This is a genomic window from Mycobacterium sp. M23085 (genome assembly GCF_045343915.1).
GTDB lineage: Bacteria > Actinomycetota > Actinomycetes > Mycobacteriales > Mycobacteriaceae > Mycobacterium.
In genome coordinates this window covers 1,684,618-1,700,172 of the sequence record NZ_CP174280.1, presented here as the reverse complement: position 1 = coordinate 1,700,172, position 15,555 = coordinate 1,684,618, and the positions used below count along the sequence as shown (strand labels likewise).

Sequence of the window (15,555 nt, the reverse complement as noted above, 5' to 3'; positions counted from 1 at the left end):
CCACATCAACGCCGGGTCCCAGGATTCGTACGGAACCGCCACCCGGCCGCCCCGACGTGGGCGTTTGCCGCGGCTATGCACAGCCGGAGGCGGTTGGCGGGACAGCGCCGCCGATCTATATGAGGATGAAGCGATGCGAATGCTGGTAGTGCTTGCGGGCGGCGCCGCCCTCATCGGTGCGGCCGCGCCCGCGTACGCCGATCCTGTCGCCACGTCCGGACCGGATGCGAGCTTCATCGCCGCGCTCAACCAGGCGGGCATCACCTATCGGGATCCGGCTGCCGCCGTCGGGGTGGGCAAGAGGGCGTGCCAACTGATGGACGAGGGCAGTCCCCAGGTCGAGGTCATCAAGAGCGTGTCCTCGAGCAATCCGGGGTTCACGGTGGACGGCGCGGCGCAGTTCACCATGATCGCGGCCAGTGCGTACTGTCCGCAGCACCTGGGGCAACACGTCACTGCGACACCGCCGGCGCCGGCGCCGCAGTCATCGCCGGTCATCGATCTTCCGCCCCTCACGCCGGGCGCCGCCTAGCGGTCGGCCCGGCCCCAGTCACGTTGTAAGGCAACGGGATTCGCCCGGTCTCGGATTATGCCGCGGCCTCCAGGGTGAGCAGGATGCGTTTGGCCTGCACGCCCCCGAGGTAGCCACCGATCGCGCCGTCGCTGCGCACCACGCGGTGGCAGGGCACCACCACGGGTAGTGGGTTGGTGGCACAGGCACTGCCGACCGCGCGAACCGCGTTGGGATTGCCGGCCAGTCTGGCGACCGCCGCATAACTCGCGGTGTGTCCATACCCGATCTCGGGCAGGTGGCGAAGCACCGTGCCGCGGAATCCGGCCGTCAGGCGCCAGTCCAGCGGCACACTGAACGCCCGGCGCCGCCGGCGAAGTACTCGTCGAGTTGCCTTGCGACCGCGTCGAGACGGCCGGGCGCGAGCAGGATGCGTGGGCTGATCCGGTCGGCGAGGCTCTGCAGGACGGTGTCGTGTCCCTCGCTGGCGTAGGCGACGCGGACCAGGCCGAGTTCGGTGGCGGCGATGAGCAACGCGCCGACCGGGCTGTCAACCACGCGGTAGGCGACGTCCAGCAACCCCTCCGCGGTGAGCTGCGCCAGGTCGCGGGTCAATTCGCGTTCGTTGCTCATCGGTGTTCTCCTGTCCCGGTGGTGCCGGCGGCGACGCCGGGGTATGTGACCGACTTGCGGATGGAATGCTGCGCGATCGGACGGTTTGCTCCTAGGCTCTCAGAGCATGTCCATCGACCGTTTCGGCCTTCTTGCGGGCACCATCCGACTTGCCTCCGGCGTTTCCTTCCTCGTCGATCCGCTACGCGCGAACAAGCTGTGGGGTGACCCGGATGAGCCGACGCCGACCGCGCAACTGTTGTTGCGGTCGATGGGTTATCGCGACGCCCTGATCGGTGGCCTGCTGGCGGCGGCGGCGCTGCGCGGTAAGAACACGCGCGGCTGGTTCCTGGCCTCCGCGGGCGCCGACGTGGCCGACCTGGTCGGCGGGATGAGCGTGCACGGCGAACTGAAGGCCTCGCAGCAGATCATCGGCCTGGGCGGTGCGGCGGTCGGCGTCGCCGCTGGGCTCTGGGGTGCGGTACGTCCGACCCGTCGCGCAACCCGGGCGGTAACCGCAGAACCAGCGCCCTGAGCTAGTCGGTCGAGTAACCAGCCGGAACCAGCCCACCCTGACAGGCGAGCGGTGATGCTGTTGACTGTGCATCATGGGATTCGGTGTGCTGACATTTGTTACCGACGACGGCATTGGCCCGGTGGATTTGGGCAAGGCGCTCGAGCAGCGCGGTTTTGACTCGCTCTTTCTCGCCGAGCATTCGCACATCCCGGTCGACGCGAAGACCCCGTATCCCAGCGGTGGCCCCATCCCGCCGAAGTACTACCGCACGCTCGATCCGTTCGTGGCGCTGACCGCCGCGGCGGTCGCCACGGAACGGCTCATCGTGGGCACCGGGATCGCGCTGGTTTCCCAGCGGGATCCGATCCACACGGCCAAAGAGGTGGCGTCGCTGGATCTGGTGTCGCAGGGGCGTTTTCGTTTCGGTGTGGGTGTCGGCTGGTTGCGCGAGGAGATTGCCAACCACGGCGTGAATCCCGCGGTTCGGGGACGCGTCGTCGATGAGCGGCTGGACGCGATCATCGAGATCTGGACGCACGAAAAGGCGGAATACCACGGCGAATTCGTGAACCTCGATCCCATCTACAGTTGGCCCAAGCCGGTCCAGAAGCCTTACCCGCCGCTCTACCTCGGCGGAGGACCGGCCGGCTTCAAACGCATCGCCCGGCTGAAGGCCGGCTGGCTGTCGATGACGTCGTCCGCGCAAGAATTGTCGGCTCCGCTCGAGCAGCTGCGGGACGTTGCCGGCCGGGACGTGCCGGTGATCCACTTCCACGGCGGCGAGCCGACGGCGAAAGAACTCGAGGCTTACCGCGATCTGGGATTGGAACACCTGCTGGTGGACCTGCCGACGGAGCCACGCGATCAGACGCTACAACGCTTGGATGCGTTGCAGGCCGAGCTCGCCAAGCTGTCGTAAGGTCAGGTACCGCAGAAGGTTTGATACTTGCCGAAGTCCTCGGGGGCGGGCGCGGCGTACCGCTCGAGGCCCGGCCGTTGCGCATAGGGCTCCGTCACCGCGGCGAGCAATTCGTCCAGCGGGCCGAGTTCGCCGGCCGTCGCGGCGGCGAGAGCCTCCTCGACCAGATGGTTCCGCGGAATGTAGATCGGATTGGTGCGGTCCATCGTGTCGGCCTCGGGACCCAAGGCCCGCCAACGCGTCAGCCACGCGTCGAAGCCGGCAAGGTCTGAGAACAATTCGCGGACGGGTTCAGCGTCGGACTTGGCATCTCCTCGTGCCGCGTGGCTGAGCCGGCGGAAGAACGAGGTGTAGTCGACGTGGTTCTGCTTGAGCAGCAAGAGCAGTTCCTCGGCCAGCACCGTCGCGAATTCATCGTCTATTCCGGCGGGTAAGCCGAGTTTGGCGCGCATGCCGGACGACCACACCGCGTCGTAGCGGGTTTGAAATATCCCGAACGACTGCTCCGCGAGCGCGATGGCCTCCTCGGTGTTCTCCGAGAGCAGCGGAAGTAGCGTCTCGGCGAAGCGCGCAAGGTTCCAGCCGGCGACGACCGGTTGGTTTCCGTAGGCATAGCGTCCCCAGAAGTCGATCGAACTGAAGACCGTGTCGGGGTCGTAGGCCTCCATGAAGGCGCAGGGCCCGTAGTCGATCGTTTCACCCGAGATCGTCGTGTTGTCGGTGTTCATCACGCCGTGCACGAATCCGATCAACATCCATTGCGCGATCAGCGCGGCCTGGACGGCGACCACCGCTTCGAACAAGGCGAGGTATGGGTTCTCCGCCTCTGCGGCCGCGGGGTGGTGGCGGGCGATCGCGTGGTCGGCGAGGCGCCGTAGCAGGTCCTCGTTGCCGGTGGATGCGGCGAACTGAAAGCTGCCCACCCGCAGATGGCTGCCTGCCACCCGGGTGAGCACGGCACCGGGCAGTGTTTCCTCGCGATGGACCGGGCGCCCGGTGCCCACCACGGCCAGCGACCGCGTCGTCGGTACGCCCAGGGCGTTCATAGCCTCGCTGATGATGAATTCGCGCAGCATCGGCCCCACCGCGGCCAGCCCGTCACCGCCTCGGGCGAACGGCGTGGCCCCCGAACCCTTGAGGTGGACATCGCGCAGCCGCCCGTCGGCGTCGACCAGTTCGCCGAGCAGCAGCGCGCGCCCATCGCCCAGACGCGGGACGAAACCGCCGAACTGGTGCCCGGCATAGGCCTGGGCCACCGGAGTGGCACCGCTGGGCACCAGGTTGCCGACCAGGAAGCGCAGCCCCTCGGGGCCGCGCAGCCATGCGGCGTCTAGGCCGAGCTCCTCGGCCAGCGGCTCGTTGAGCGCCAACAGCCGCAACTCGGGGAAAGTCTCGGCCTGCCAGCGCACCGCCATTTCCGGCAACTCGCGGAAGAACCGGTCTTGCAGAGCAATGGTGATCTGCGGGGCAACGCTCATCTCATCGAGCCTACGGAAACTCGCGGTCGCGTCGGGTGTGCTATCCGAGGGCTTTGCCGATGAGGTCGCGGGCGCGGTCGAGCATGGACGCGAACGGCCCGAGCGCGAAGTTCAGCTTCGCCGATTCCACCCCGGGATGTGGGCGCGTCGGAGCGATGGCCTCAGCCGCGCGCACCGCCGCCCCCATTCGCTTGAGGTCGTCGGTGTCTACTTCGCGCTCCAGCACCGGGAATTCTTCGGCCTCCTCCTGCCGAGCGTGCTCGAGCACGGCTTCGCGCAGCTTGGTCAGTTCGTCGATGAACTGCTGAGAGGTGATGTCGAGCTTTTCGATCGTCGACAGCAACTCCTTTGCCTCGTGTTCTTCTTGCAGGCGGGCGTCGACGATCGCGTCACCGGCGTCGTCCTCCCGCCGCACGCGCGGATGTACCACCATTTCCTCGGCGGTCTCGTGGACGGCCAGCAATTGGCGCAGCGCCGCAAACGGCTCTTCACGGGCTTTCGGGTCGGTGGCGTGCAGCACCTGGTCGAACATGTCCTCGATGAGGTTGTGCTGTGCTTTCAGGAACGCGACGACTTCGTCGGGTGACTGAATAATCATCTCGGCCATCGCCGGTACCTCCTGTGATGGGAGAGTGGAAAACGCACGTTGGGCTGTGTGCGGCTTGTCGAGGCATACCCGCTGCACAAATGGCCAAACGGCGCCTCGGTGGTCGCGACGCTCCGCGGCGCCCGGTCATCGGATCAGGATCCGTTGCGGCACAACGTGTTCGTAGCTCTGGGTCGACCACCCAGCCAGATCCCCGTCAGCTGCGCCGACGGGGATCTGGTGGTGAGGCGGGGCGGGTTAGACGCCGCGGTCCCGAGTGGTCGCGTGCCCGACGCCAGTGCCGGCGGCGGCGTCCTTGCGGCGCATCAATCCGGCGAGTCCGCCCAGGCCCAGGAGTCCAACCAGGCCCCACAGCCCGGTCTTGTCGTTGTGCTGGTCATTGTTGTTGTCTGCCAACGTCGTTGTGGTCGGCGACGGCGCGGGAGCCCCCGGACCGGCGGCATTGGCGACACCTGCCCCGCCGAACAGCAGTGCTCCGGCGGTTGAAACGATTGCAATGGTCCTACGCATTTTTTCTCCTGATGAGTTTGCCCGGTCGAGCCCGGTTGGCTGATCGACGCGCATTTCGGGACCAGGGTGCTCTAGCCTCCGCGGGAAGCGACGCACGACCGATGGCCGCAACGTAGCGTGGGAGACCTACCCCGGCCGGCGACGCCGAAACCTGATGCCGTGGGCTTTTTCGTTTGCTGGCCGCCGCGGCGGGCCGATCCGCCACTGATTTCTCACCCGTCGGGCTACGGTTAAGGGACCGCAAGTCCAGGAACACACCGACGAGAAGACGACAGATCATCCGATATGTACGAGCAGGTCAATAGCAGCGCGCCGGAGTCCGACGACGTCGTCGGCTTCCGCATCGACCCCGTTCTGGCCCGAAGCTGGCTACTGGTGAACGGTGCACACGACGACCGGTTCCAGTCCGCCGCGCAATCGCGCGCTGACATCGTCGTCCTCGACATCGAGGACGCCGTCGCGCCCAAGGACAAGCACACCGCCCGCGATAACGTGGTGCGTTGGTTGAACGCCGGCAACACGGACTGGGTCCGCATCAATGGCTTCGGCACCCCGTGGTGGGCGGACGACCTCGCCGCGTTGGCCGCCACGCCGGTCGGCGGGGTGATGCTGGCGATGGTCGAATCGGTGGATCACGTCACCGAGACCGCCAAGCGGCTGCCCGACGTGCCCATTGTGGCCCTGGTCGAAACGGCCCGTGGCCTGGAGCGCATCACCGAGATCGCTGCGACCAAGGGCACCTTTCGGCTGGCCTTCGGCATCGGCGATTTCCGCCGTGACACCGGTTTCGGGGAAGACCCGGGCACCCTGGCCTACGCCCGGTCCCGGTTCACGATCGCCGCCAAGGCGGCCAGCCTGCCCAGTGCCATCGACGGACCCACGATCGGCTCCAACGCCTTGAAGCTGATCGAGGCCACCGCCGTTTCCGTGGAATTCGGGATGACCGGCAAGATCTGCCTGACACCGGACCAATGCGGCGTGGTGAACGAGGGACTGTCGCCCTCACACGACGAAATCTCTTGGGCTAAAGAATTTTTCGCAGAGTTTGAGCGTGACGGAGGAGAGATCCGCAACGGTTCCGACCTGCCGCGCATCGCGCGGGCAACCAAGATTCTCGAGCTCGCCCGCGCATACGGGATCGAACCCTCGGAGTTCGACGTCGAAGAGCGGGATCATTCGCCCGCGCCGTCGGACACCTATCACTACTGAGTCTTAGGCCGCATGTCGCGCGAGTGCGACACCGACGCGGATTTCGAGCTTGCTCATGGTGATCGCCGGCGCGCGCGGTGGGGCCATGGATCGGTAGGTTCTGCCGGTTGGCGTGGTGAAAAGCGCTGTATGCGTGTGCATTTCGTCGACGCTAGTGGTTACCCTCCACCCCGCGTTTTCCTTGACGTAGTTGCAACTCTCGCACAATCCGAGGCCGTTCTCCGCGGTTGTCGAGCCGCCGTCGACCCACGGCCGCGCGTGGTCGCGGTGCCTGATCGGCGCATCGCAGTAGGGGGTACGGCACCGTTGATCACGTAGTGCGATGAACGCTGCCAAACCCCGCGGGAACAATCGTGCCTGTGACTCCATCGCCACCAGGGCGCCGGCGCGGGGATGCGTGTAGAGCCTGCGCAGGGTGGCTCGTGAACGTGGGTCGGTCACGGCATTGGCGACCATGTTGCGGGCGACCGCCGCGGGGATGGGACCGTAGCCGCAGATGTCGGCCGGAACATCGTCGCCGCCGAGCAGTGTTTCGTCGGACAGCACCAGATTGACCGCTACCGGGGAGGGGACCGTCGCACACCGGCCGGTGACTCTTTCCACCAAAGTGTCCGCCATGAGCTGGCCGCGCGACCGCCCGTCGCCGCAGGTGTCTGCCTCGCGACGCAACGCCGCATATACCGAAACCCCCTGGGCCACCGGCAATAACGCGGTGAGGTACGTCATCGTGTCGGGCGCCGGCCGAATGGTCACCGTGCGGTCGTTCTCGGCCTTTGCCGCCCGCTCGACGACGGCATGTGGATCGAGCCGGTAGGCTATCGCCCTCGCGGCCGCGGCCACTTGAGCGTCGCCCATGCCGTTCAGGCTCGTCGGAGCGGCACACATTTCCGCGTCCAGGGTGCGGCGGTCCTCGACGTCGAGGCATGCGCTCTCGCGCACGATCAGTGTGGCCCGCCACTCCGACAACACTCCACATTCCAGCGCCGCCAGCGTGTGCGGCATCTCGTGTACCAAGGCCTTGGCGAAGCCCAGATGCCGGCCGCCCCGCGCCGGTGCATCGCGACGCGCCAGAGCGACCTCGGCGGCCACACCCCGACCGCGCCGCGCGGCGGGCACCCCGTGGGCCGCTTCTTTGGCTCGGCGCGCCGCGTCCAGGGCGGCCGCCGCGCGAGCCTGGCCCGCGGCGGCCGCGGACTTGACCGTCTCCAGCTCCGCGATGCGCTCTATCAGCGCCGATTCGTCGGCTTCTGGGTCGATGGCGACCAAGAATTCGAACATATGTTCGACTATACCCTGTTCGCGGGCCCCTGGCTAGCCTGGTGCTGTGAGCGCCAAGGATCTCCGCGAGTGGTACCACCACGATGCGGACCGGTTCGACGAATTCGCGGCACGCTACAAGCGCGAGCTGCGCGACGGCAGCGCCCTCGACGAACTGCGCAAACTCGCCAGAAGCGGTTCCGTCACGCTGGTAACCGCGACCCGCGACCTGGACATCAGCCAGGCGGCCGTCCTGGCCGAACTACTCAAAGGCTCGTCCCATTGACATGACAGACCCGGAACCCATCCTGCCGCGGGAACTGACCGATCTTCCCGAGGCCGTCCTCGGCGTCCCGGCGCCGCCTATCCCGGAATTGCCCGCGCCGTACGGCCTGCGTGTTGCCGACCCGGACGCCGACGCCCAGATGATCTCGGAGTGGATGAGCCGGCCGCATCTGGTGCAGGCCTGGGAGTCCAACTGGCCGGTGGCGCGGTGGCATCGCTACCTGCGGGCGCAACTGGAAGGCGACTTTTCTCGCCCGCTCATCGCCACGCTGGACGGGGTCGACCGTGGATACATCGAATTGTACAGGGCCGCAAGGGATTCCATTGCTCGACGGTATGAGAATGATCCCCACGATCTGGGTTTGCACGTCGCGGTCGCCGATTTGGACTACATCGAACGCGGGCATGTCAGTCACCTGCTGCCGTATCTGGTTCTCAGCATCCTCACCCTCGATCCGCTTTGCCGCCGCATCATGTTCGATCCCGATCACCGCAACGCGTTGGCGCGCAAGTTCTGTGAGCGCAGCGGCTGCGCATTCCTCGGCGAGCATGACATGTCGAATCGGCGGATGGCTTTGTATGCGCTGCCGCGCACGCCCGAAGACGTTCCCCGTCAGCGCGACTCCTGAGCCCTCGCGCCCGTCAAAGCTGCTGTGCGAGCAGCTGTCCGATGCATGCCGCCGCTTCGCCGAGCAGGATGCTCACGACGATGTTGGCCAGTGCGGCGCGCAGTCGGCGTTCCTCGCCGAGCCGCTGCGTCTCGAGCATCCAGGTCGAGAACGTGGTGTAGGCGCCGACGAAACCGGTGCCGGCCAGCAGCGCCATTTCCCTGTCCAGTACCAGGCCGCCGAGAAAACCCAAAAGCGCTGCGCCGCTGACGTTCACGATGAGCGTACCGAACGGAAATGCTCGGGATACCCGGCGCGCCACGGTGCGGTCGACGACGAAACGCAGCACCGATCCGACGCCGCCGAGGAGCATGACGCCGACCCAGACCAGAGCCGTCGTCGCCGTGGTCGCGGTCACCGGCGCACCCGGACGCGGCGCACCAACTTGGTGGCAAGGTGGACGGCCAGCAGGCCCAGCACGATGCTGGTGACGGTGTAGGACACGGCCAGCACCCAGTGGCCGTGTTCGACCATCTTCAGCGTCTCGACCTGCATCGTGGAGAAAGTGGTTAAGCCGCCGCACAATCCGGTGCCGAGCAGTGGCCGTCGATAGCTCGAGGTCGGTAACCGCTCCAGCAGTCGGGTGGTGAAGTAACCCACCAGGAATGCCCCCACGATGTTGACCGTGAAAGTGGGCCACGGCCAACTCGCCGGGTCGCCGCCCGCCAGGGTGCTCAGGGCGGCACGGGCCAGCGAGCCGAGCGCCCCACCGGCAAACACCGCGGCCAATTCGCGAAAGTCCCGCTGAGCCACTGGGTCGATTCCCTTCGTTTGCCGCTGCGCTACGCAGCGTATGGCCGAAGTCCAGACCGCCGCAGCCCGGGGGGACGCGGACACGGGCAGAATTGGTAACCATGGTGGCCAACCCCCGCGCCGGTCAGCCGGCCCAGCCCGAAGACCTCGTCGATCTGCCCCACCTGGTGACGGCGTATTACTCGATTGCGCCCGACCCCGGTGACGTCGCCCAGCAGGTCGCCTTCGGCACGTCGGGGCACCGCGGGTCGGCGCTCAACGGGGCGTTCAACGAGGCGCACATCCTGGCGATCACCCAGGCCATCGTCGAGTACCGCACCGCGCACGGCATCACGGGACCGTTGTTCATCGGCCGGGACACGCACGGCCTGTCCGAGCCGGCCTGGGTGTCGGCGCTGGAGGTGTTGGCCGCCAACGACGTCGTCGCCATGATCGACAGCCACGACCGGTACACGCCGACGCCCGCGGTCAGCCACGCCATCCTCACCTACAACCGCGGCCGCACCGAGGCGCTGGCCGACGGAATCGTCGTGACACCGTCGCACAACCCGCCCGCGGACGGCGGCTTCAAATACAACCCTCCCAACGGCGGCCCGGCGGACACCGACGCCACCAACGCAATCGCCAAGCGCGCCAACGAGATCCTGCGCGACGGGTCGGGGGCCAAGCGCGTTCCGCTGGCCCGCGCCCTGCAGACCGTGCAGCGCCACGATTATTTGGGCAACTACGTCGACGACCTGCCCAGCGTGGTCGACATCGATGCCATTCGCGCGGCCGGGGTGCGCATCGGCGCCGACCCGCTCGGCGGGGCCAGTGTGGATTACTGGGGTGAGATCGCCCAGCGGCATCGCCTGGATCTGACCGTGGTCAACCCGCTGGTCGATGCGACGTGGCGGTTCATGACGCTCGACCACGACGGCAAGATCCGGATGGACTGCAGCTCGCCAGACGCGATGGCCTCATTGATCGCCAATCGCGACCGCTACCAGATCGCGACCGGCAACGACGCCGACTCCGACCGCCACGGCATCGTCACGCCCGATGCGGGACTGCTCAATCCGAACCACTACCTCGCGGTGGCCATCGAATACCTTTACACCCAACGCCCGTCGTGGCCGGGCGGCATCGCCGTCGGCAAGACCGCGGTCAGTTCGTCGATGATCGACCGGGTGGTCGCGGGCATCGGCCGCAAGCTGATCGAGGTGCCGGTCGGATTCAAGTGGTTCGTCGACGGCCTGATCGGCGGAACCATCGGCTTCGGCGGCGAAGAGTCGGCCGGGGCGTCGTTCCTGCGGCGGGACGGATCGGTGTGGACCACCGACAAGGACGGCATCATCCTGGCGCTGCTGGCCTCGGAGATTCTCGCGGTCACCGGATCGAGTCCGTCCCAGCGCTATCAACGGCTCACCGCCGAGTACGGCACGCCGTGCTACGCGAGGGTCGACGCGCCCGCCGACCGGGACCAAAAGGCCCGGCTGTCGAAGCTTTCGGCCGACCAGGTGACCGCGACGGAGTTGGCGGGGGAGCCGATCACCGCGAAGCTGACCGCGGCGTCGGGCAATGGCGCCCCATTGGGCGGATTGAAGGTGACGACGGCCAATGCGTGGTTTGCCGCACGTCCCTCGGGAACCGAGGACGTGTACAAGATTTATGCGGAATCCTTCAACGGGCCTGAGCATTTGGCGGAGGTGCAGGAAACCGCGCGCGAGGTAGTTAATAAAGTCATTGGGTGACCTTTTCCCTCCGTCTTGCCCGGTCGGGGGGGCGTGCGTCCCGATCTGGCCGGCTGCCGCGCGAAGTCTGGATTCTGAGCTGGGCGAATATCATGATCGCCCTGGGCTACGGTGTGATTTCGCCGGCGCTGCCAACCTTTGCACGGAGTTTCGGGGTGAGCATCAAGGCGGTGACATTCTTGGTCACCGTCTTTTCGTTGAGCCGGTTGTGTTTCGCACCGATCAGTGGACTGCTCACCGAGCGGTTGGGTGAGCGTCGGATCTATATCAGCGGTTTGCTGGTCGTGGCGGTGTCGACCGCCGCGTGCGCGTTTTCCCAGGCCTACTGGCAGTTAATGCTTTTCCGGATCTTCAGCGGCGTCGGGTCCACCATGTTTTATGTCTCGGCGCTGGGACTGATGATCCACATCAGCCCACCCGACGCGCGCGGGCGGATTGCGGGACTGTTCACCACCTCGTTCATGGTGGGGGCGGTCGGCGGTCCGGCGGTCGGCGGCCTGGCGGCGGGTTGGGGGCTGACGGCTCCGTTCGTCGTTTACGGCGTCGCCATGCTGGGGGTCGCGGTGGTGCTGTTCTACAGCCTGCGAAACTCGGCGCTGGCCGCGCCGCCGCCCCCAACGCGGTCCACGGTGACGCTGCGCGAGGCGCTGCGGGTGCGTGCGTACCGGTCGGCGCTGCTGTCCAATTTCGCGACCGGCTGGTCGGCCTTTGGCCTTCGGGTCGCATTGGTGCCGTTGTTCATCTCCGATGTCATGGGCCGGGGCATCGGCATCATCGGCGTGGTGCTCGCCGCCTTCGCGGGCGGCAACGCGCTGGCCGTCATCCCCAGTGGCTACCTGTCGGACCGGATGGGGCGGCGCACCTTGTTGATCGTCGGCCTGGTGACCTCCGGGGTGGCGACCGTCTGGCTGGGCTTCGTCTCGTCGCTGCCGGTGTTCATGGTGGCGGCGGCCGTGGTCGGAGCGATGACCGGGATCTACATGTCACCGCTGCAGGCCGCCGTCGCGGACATCCTCGGCAACGAGGCGCGCGCGGGCCTTCCGGTGGCGACGGTGCAGATGATGTCGGACTTGGGCGCCATCGTCGGGTCAATGGCGGTCGGCTGGACCGCCGAGCAGTTCAGCTACATGTGGGGCTTCGTCATCAGTGGGATCGTGCTGCTGGTCGCCGCCATCGGCTGGGTGGTGGCGCCGGAAACCCGGGCGGCGGCGGATCTGGACGCAGACCTACTGGCCTCCGAGTCGGACGTCGAGCCGGTATGAGCAGCAACTTTGATGGACGGTAACCGGTGGTGTAGCTTCGATGGGCACGACTTCTTGGGGCTATGGCGCAGCTGGTAGCGCACCACACTGGCAGTGTGGGGGTCAGGGGTTCGAGTCCCCTTAGCTCCACTCAGGTACCTGCGAATATGGCACGATCCGACGGTATGCCGTCGCGCAGCGAGCTCCCTCTATAGTTGCGCAACCACGCCCCTGCGCGGCTAGCCAGGGTCCTCGACACGATGGCGGCGACACCACGAAACCTCTCGGTGGCGGCATGCGAGCGCAGGCGGTTTCGGTCTCTCGACTCGTCGAGGATGGTGCACCCGTGGGGGCTTTACCTGGCCCGGCCCACAACCGGCAGGGCCGCCGTCGATCTCACCGGCGTTGCACCGACATACGAGCAGATTATCGAGACCCCCACTTGAGTGTCAGTCCGACCACGTCGACGAACACTGGCGGCTACTCATTGACGATGAGCATCGCCATAAGTCGGCGCCGAAATGATCCGGCCTCGCGCGCAGCAGCCTCTCAGTGTCGCGGGTCATCGTTTTCGGTCTGCGACGATAACCTTCCGTCACGTGGGCCGTGATCGCCTGGCTTCGAAGGGCGTTCGGGTGGACCGAGGACATTAGATAAAGGTGGTCGGTCGGCAGTCACACTGGTTGAGGAGGAAGCGGTGGATCGTCCGATTCCCGATGTGCCAGTGACCATCACGATCTTGGTGGTCTCGGTAGCTCTCGTCTTCACCGGGTGGGTGCCGGTGATCATGTATCGGTCTGCGACACGTCATGGCCGGTCGACCCGTGAGTCGCTGAGGCTGGCAGGTGCCCTTATGGCCGTATTCGCCGTTTGGTTCGCCGTGGCCGCGGGATTCTGCCAAGTGGAGGCTTTTCACGATGGTCCACACCGGCCACCATGGTTGGTCTACTTGTTCTTTGCGCTCGTCGGCATTGGACCCATTGTGGTGGCGCGCTGGTCGTCGCTGAATGAGCTGCTGGCCGACCGGCGAACGCTCGCCGAACTGCTCATCACACAGACCGCTCGTTGGTTGGGATGCGTGTTCTTGGTGTTGGAGGTCCGCGGTGAGCTTCCCGGCTTCTTCGCCTACCCAGCTGCCTTCGGCGACATCGCAGTCGGTGTCACTGCCTGCGTCGCCGTGATCGCCCTGATCTGGTCGACGTCGACCAGTATTCCCGTCGCCTGGTCGATGCTCGGTCTGCTCGATTTTGTCGGCGCGGTGGCAACCGGTTTCCTGGCATCCCAAGCTCTCGCCGTGGTGCATACCGACCCACCGACTTCGGTGTTCACCCAGTGGCCGATGGTCCTCTTCCCGGCCTACATGGTGCCCTTCTCGACCATCCTGCACATCACCACGATCCGCGTGCTGTTGGCAAACCGGAGAAACGCGGGCCAGCGGGTAGTCAACCATCAATGTCACAAATAACACCGTGGTTGAACTGCTTGGGCGTGGGCTGCTGGCCGCCCCGCCAACGCGGCCCCGTGTCGATCGAGACTACGTCGACGGTGACGGGCCGGCCGTCGTTGTCATCGCATCTATCGGCCAGACGGCCCACCGCTGCGGGCCGTTAGGCCGGAAATCTCCTACCGGACTCGCGTCGGGGTGTGGTTGTGGTTCGGTTTCGGCGCCGTCGTCAACCCGCTCTCTTTACGAATTCCCTTGTCCAGCAAGGTGGCCGGGGCAAACCTTTTTAGCAACGAGAGCCGGCGCGCCATTGGTCCGGCCGGATACCGCAGTTTTGGCGTGCGGCTGCTGGCCGCCTTGAGGACGACTTGTGCGACCACCGCGGGATCGTCGCCGGCATGCACCGCCTCGCTGAGGGCTTGCTGGACGTGCTCGCGGGTGGCCGCGTAGCTGTCGATCGGTGAGTCGGCATCAAGCGCGTTGGTGTCGAAGGAGGTGTTGGTGTAGGCGGGTTCGACGACCGAGACGCGCACGCCGAAGTCGCGGGTTTCGTGGTCGAGGGATTCCGAGTAACCCTCGACCGCGTACTTGGTGGCGGCGTATAACGCGGCGTAGGGCGCCGGCAGGAATCCCAGCACCGAGCTGATGTTGATGATCCGACCGCTGTTCTGCGCACGCAGATGAGGCAGCACCTCACGGGTCAGCCGCACCAACCCGAAGAAATTGGTGTCGAATATCTGCTGGGCCTGGGTTATCGAACTTTCCTCTGCGGCGCCGAGGACCCCGATGCCGGCGTTGTTGACCAGAACGTCGATGCGACCCGCGTGCTGGATCACCGTTGAGACGGCTCGAGTGACCGAAGCGTCGTCGGTGACATCAAGCTGAATCAATTCCACCCCGGGGATCGGCGCCGTCCTTTGCGGGTTGCGGCTGGTGCCGAAAACCTCAAAGCCCTTCGCCGCCAAGGCGCTCGCAACAGCCTGGCCGATTCCGGACGAGACGCCGGTAACCAATGCCACGGGCGACCCTTGTGTCATGTCCACTCCTGGTAAACCGTGTGGTGTACTTCTGTGGTGGCGACGCTACGCCTCCTCAAGCCCGATGTAAACCGTTCGGTATACTCGAATCATGGGTACGCAGCGTGCTGCGCAGCACACGAAAAACAAGGGCGGCCGTGGCGCGCGCCAGCGCATCCTGGACACCGCTGCCGAGCTGTTCTATCGGGAGGGCATCAACGCCACCGGCGTTGAACGACTGGCAACCCAATCGTCGGTATCCAAACGCACCCTCTACCAACACTTTCCGAGCAAGACAGCAGTAGTCGAGGAGTACCTGCGCAGCATCGAGCAACGTGTCGCCAATTCCATCCAATCGAGAGCGCACGCCGCCGGCCAAACGCCGCGCGAAAGACTACTGGCCCTTTTCGACATTCCCACGGTGGGTGATGCACCCATACGTGGCTGCCCGTTCCACAACGCGGCAGTCGAGGCAGCAGGAGCAATGGCCGGAGTTCAAAGCATCGTTCGTGCAAACAAGCGCAATTTCATCGACGGAGTTACCGAGCTGGCCACGCAGGCGGGCGTCGCCGACCCACGACTACTGGGTAGCCAGCTCGCCGTGCTCTACGAAGGTGCGGCCGCACTAGCCACGTCGCTAGACGACGCATCGCCATGGGCGCTGGCTCGCACGGCAGCTGAGACGCTGATCGACCAAGCGGGCGCCCAGTGACGCTCGAACCTTTGGGCATTCACGGTTACCTTGCCGGTCTTGCTAACTGGTAGCAGCCGACGAAGTTTCTCGCGAGCTGGCGC

At 66.1% G+C, this 15,555-nt stretch carries 16 protein-coding genes, 1 tRNA gene and 2 pseudogenes; 11 read left to right on the top strand and 8 right to left on the bottom strand.

The window, feature by feature from the left end; all coding sequences use genetic code 11:
* The first annotated feature begins 133 nt into the window (after nucleotides 1-133).
* Complete coding sequence (locus tag ACIUM1_RS07575; protein ID WP_406816590.1) at nucleotides 134-532, top strand: DUF732 domain-containing protein; 399 nt, start codon at nucleotides 134-136, stop codon at nucleotides 530-532.
* Nucleotides 533-587: 55 nt separating this feature from the next.
* Here ACIUM1_RS07575 and ACIUM1_RS07570 read toward each other — a convergent pair.
* Nucleotides 588-1,144, bottom strand: a pseudogene (locus ACIUM1_RS07570) (methylated-DNA--[protein]-cysteine S-methyltransferase).
* Between the two features lie 106 nt (nucleotides 1,145-1,250).
* Here ACIUM1_RS07570 and ACIUM1_RS07565 point away from each other — a divergent pair.
* Both ACIUM1_RS07565 and ACIUM1_RS07560 read left to right on the top strand, forming a co-directional pair.
* Nucleotides 1,251-1,658, top strand: a complete 408-nt coding sequence (locus tag ACIUM1_RS07565; RefSeq protein WP_406816589.1) for a DUF4267 domain-containing protein — start codon at nucleotides 1,251-1,253, stop codon at nucleotides 1,656-1,658.
* A 73-nt stretch (nucleotides 1,659-1,731) separates the two neighbouring features.
* Nucleotides 1,732-2,559 (top strand): LLM class F420-dependent oxidoreductase, encoded by an 828-nt coding sequence (locus tag ACIUM1_RS07560; RefSeq protein WP_406816588.1) that lies wholly within the window; start codon nucleotides 1,732-1,734, stop codon nucleotides 2,557-2,559.
* Nucleotides 2,560-2,561: 2 nt separating this feature from the next.
* On the opposite strand, the gene ACIUM1_RS07555 is transcribed toward ACIUM1_RS07560, so the two are convergent.
* The 3 genes from ACIUM1_RS07555 to ACIUM1_RS07545 form a co-directional block, all read right to left on the bottom strand.
* Nucleotides 2,562-4,037 carry a protein adenylyltransferase SelO gene (locus ACIUM1_RS07555; protein WP_406816587.1) on the bottom strand — a complete coding sequence of 492 codons (1,476 nt, stop codon included), beginning with the start codon at nucleotides 4,035-4,037 and terminating at the stop codon, nucleotides 2,562-2,564.
* Between the two features lie 40 nt (nucleotides 4,038-4,077).
* Nucleotides 4,078-4,644, bottom strand: coding sequence for a hemerythrin domain-containing protein (locus ACIUM1_RS07550; RefSeq protein ID WP_406816586.1), 567 nt, complete (start codon nucleotides 4,642-4,644; stop codon nucleotides 4,078-4,080).
* A gap of 237 nt (nucleotides 4,645-4,881) precedes the next feature.
* Entirely contained in the window at nucleotides 4,882-5,154 is a 273-nt protein-coding gene (locus ACIUM1_RS07545) for a WGxxGxxG family protein (protein WP_406816585.1), read from the bottom strand.
* 285 nt (nucleotides 5,155-5,439) lie between these two features.
* Here ACIUM1_RS07545 and ACIUM1_RS07540 point away from each other — a divergent pair, with 285 nt between their 5' ends.
* Nucleotides 5,440-6,363, top strand: coding sequence for an HpcH/HpaI aldolase/citrate lyase family protein (locus ACIUM1_RS07540; protein ID WP_406816584.1), 924 nt, complete (start codon nucleotides 5,440-5,442; stop codon nucleotides 6,361-6,363).
* A 3-nt stretch (nucleotides 6,364-6,366) separates the two neighbouring features.
* Here ACIUM1_RS07540 and ACIUM1_RS07535 read toward each other — a convergent pair whose 3' ends face one another.
* Complete coding sequence (locus tag ACIUM1_RS07535; RefSeq protein ID WP_406816583.1) at nucleotides 6,367-7,641, bottom strand: DUF222 domain-containing protein; 1,275 nt, start codon at nucleotides 7,639-7,641, stop codon at nucleotides 6,367-6,369.
* Nucleotides 7,642-7,693: 52 nt separating this feature from the next.
* Between ACIUM1_RS07535 and ACIUM1_RS07530 the strand changes: the two are divergent.
* Nucleotides 7,694-7,906: pseudogene (locus ACIUM1_RS07530) on the top strand (DUF488 domain-containing protein); the annotation flags it as partial.
* A 1-nt stretch (nucleotide 7,907) separates the two neighbouring features.
* A complete protein-coding gene (locus tag ACIUM1_RS07525) occupies nucleotides 7,908-8,534 on the top strand; it encodes a GNAT family N-acetyltransferase (RefSeq protein WP_406816582.1) in 627 nt (208 codons plus the stop codon).
* Nucleotides 8,535-8,547: 13 nt separating this feature from the next.
* Here ACIUM1_RS07525 and crcB (ACIUM1_RS07520) read toward each other — a convergent pair whose 3' ends face one another.
* Nucleotides 8,548-8,931: a fluoride efflux transporter CrcB gene (gene crcB, locus ACIUM1_RS07520; protein WP_406816581.1), complete on the bottom strand. Its 384-nt coding sequence runs from the start codon at nucleotides 8,929-8,931 to the stop codon at nucleotides 8,548-8,550.
* A complete protein-coding gene (gene crcB / locus ACIUM1_RS07515) occupies nucleotides 8,928-9,326 on the bottom strand; it encodes a fluoride efflux transporter CrcB (RefSeq protein WP_406816580.1) in 399 nt (132 codons plus the stop codon). The genes crcB (ACIUM1_RS07520) and crcB (ACIUM1_RS07515) overlap by 4 nt, the downstream gene beginning before the upstream one ends.
* 101 nt (nucleotides 9,327-9,427) lie before the next feature.
* Between crcB (ACIUM1_RS07515) and pgm the strand changes: the two genes are divergently transcribed.
* The 4 genes from pgm to ACIUM1_RS07495 all read left to right on the top strand — a co-directional run bounded on the left by pgm (nucleotide 9,428) and on the right by ACIUM1_RS07495 (nucleotide 13,765).
* Nucleotides 9,428-11,059 carry a phosphoglucomutase (alpha-D-glucose-1,6-bisphosphate-dependent) gene (gene pgm, locus ACIUM1_RS07510; protein ID WP_406816579.1) on the top strand — a complete coding sequence of 544 codons (1,632 nt, stop codon included), beginning with the start codon at nucleotides 9,428-9,430 and terminating at the stop codon, nucleotides 11,057-11,059.
* Between the two features lie 92 nt (nucleotides 11,060-11,151).
* Nucleotides 11,152-12,321: an MFS transporter gene (locus tag ACIUM1_RS07505; protein ID WP_406816578.1), complete on the top strand. Its 1,170-nt coding sequence runs from the start codon at nucleotides 11,152-11,154 to the stop codon at nucleotides 12,319-12,321.
* 56 nt (nucleotides 12,322-12,377) lie between these two features.
* Nucleotides 12,378-12,450, top strand: a tRNA-Ala gene (locus ACIUM1_RS07500).
* Between the two features lie 625 nt (nucleotides 12,451-13,075).
* Nucleotides 13,076-13,765 (top strand): hypothetical protein, encoded by a 690-nt coding sequence (locus tag ACIUM1_RS07495; protein ID WP_406816577.1) that lies wholly within the window; start codon nucleotides 13,076-13,078, stop codon nucleotides 13,763-13,765.
* 158 nt (nucleotides 13,766-13,923) lie between these two features.
* Here the strand turns inward: ACIUM1_RS07495 and ACIUM1_RS07490 are convergent, their stop codons facing one another.
* Nucleotides 13,924-14,781, bottom strand: coding sequence for an oxidoreductase (locus ACIUM1_RS07490; protein WP_406816576.1), 858 nt, complete (start codon nucleotides 14,779-14,781; stop codon nucleotides 13,924-13,926).
* 91 nt (nucleotides 14,782-14,872) lie between these two features.
* Here ACIUM1_RS07490 and ACIUM1_RS07485 point away from each other — a divergent pair, with 91 nt between their 5' ends.
* Nucleotides 14,873-15,472 carry a TetR/AcrR family transcriptional regulator gene (locus ACIUM1_RS07485; protein WP_406816575.1) on the top strand — a complete coding sequence of 200 codons (600 nt, stop codon included), beginning with the start codon at nucleotides 14,873-14,875 and terminating at the stop codon, nucleotides 15,470-15,472.
* The last annotated feature ends 83 nt before the right edge of the window (nucleotides 15,473-15,555 follow it).

Bases quoted from the DNA above. Each gene is read 5' to 3' on its own strand.
- ACIUM1_RS07575 (WP_406816590.1), top strand. From the start codon at position 134: ATGCGAATGCTGGTAGTGCTTGCGGGCGGCGCCGCCCTCATCGGTGCG.
- ACIUM1_RS07565 (WP_406816589.1), top strand. From the start codon at position 1,251: ATGTCCATCGACCGTTTCGGCCTTCTTGCGGGCACCATCCGACTTGCC.
- ACIUM1_RS07560 (WP_406816588.1), top strand. From the start codon at position 1,732: ATGGGATTCGGTGTGCTGACATTTGTTACCGACGACGGCATTGGCCCG.
- ACIUM1_RS07555 (WP_406816587.1), bottom strand. From the start codon at position 4,037: ATGAGCGTTGCCCCGCAGATCACCATTGCTCTGCAAGACCGGTTCTTC.
- ACIUM1_RS07550 (WP_406816586.1), bottom strand. From the start codon at position 4,644: ATGGCCGAGATGATTATTCAGTCACCCGACGAAGTCGTCGCGTTCCTG.
- ACIUM1_RS07545 (WP_406816585.1), bottom strand. From the start codon at position 5,154: ATGCGTAGGACCATTGCAATCGTTTCAACCGCCGGAGCACTGCTGTTC.
- ACIUM1_RS07540 (WP_406816584.1), top strand. From the start codon at position 5,440: ATGTACGAGCAGGTCAATAGCAGCGCGCCGGAGTCCGACGACGTCGTC.
- ACIUM1_RS07535 (WP_406816583.1), bottom strand. From the start codon at position 7,641: ATGTTCGAATTCTTGGTCGCCATCGACCCAGAAGCCGACGAATCGGCG.
- ACIUM1_RS07525 (WP_406816582.1), top strand. From the start codon at position 7,908: ATGACAGACCCGGAACCCATCCTGCCGCGGGAACTGACCGATCTTCCC.
- pgm (WP_406816579.1), top strand. From the start codon at position 9,428: ATGGTGGCCAACCCCCGCGCCGGTCAGCCGGCCCAGCCCGAAGACCTC.
- ACIUM1_RS07505 (WP_406816578.1), top strand. From the start codon at position 11,152: ATGATCGCCCTGGGCTACGGTGTGATTTCGCCGGCGCTGCCAACCTTT.
- ACIUM1_RS07490 (WP_406816576.1), bottom strand. From the start codon at position 14,781: ATGACACAAGGGTCGCCCGTGGCATTGGTTACCGGCGTCTCGTCCGGA.
- ACIUM1_RS07485 (WP_406816575.1), top strand. From the start codon at position 14,873: ATGGGTACGCAGCGTGCTGCGCAGCACACGAAAAACAAGGGCGGCCGT.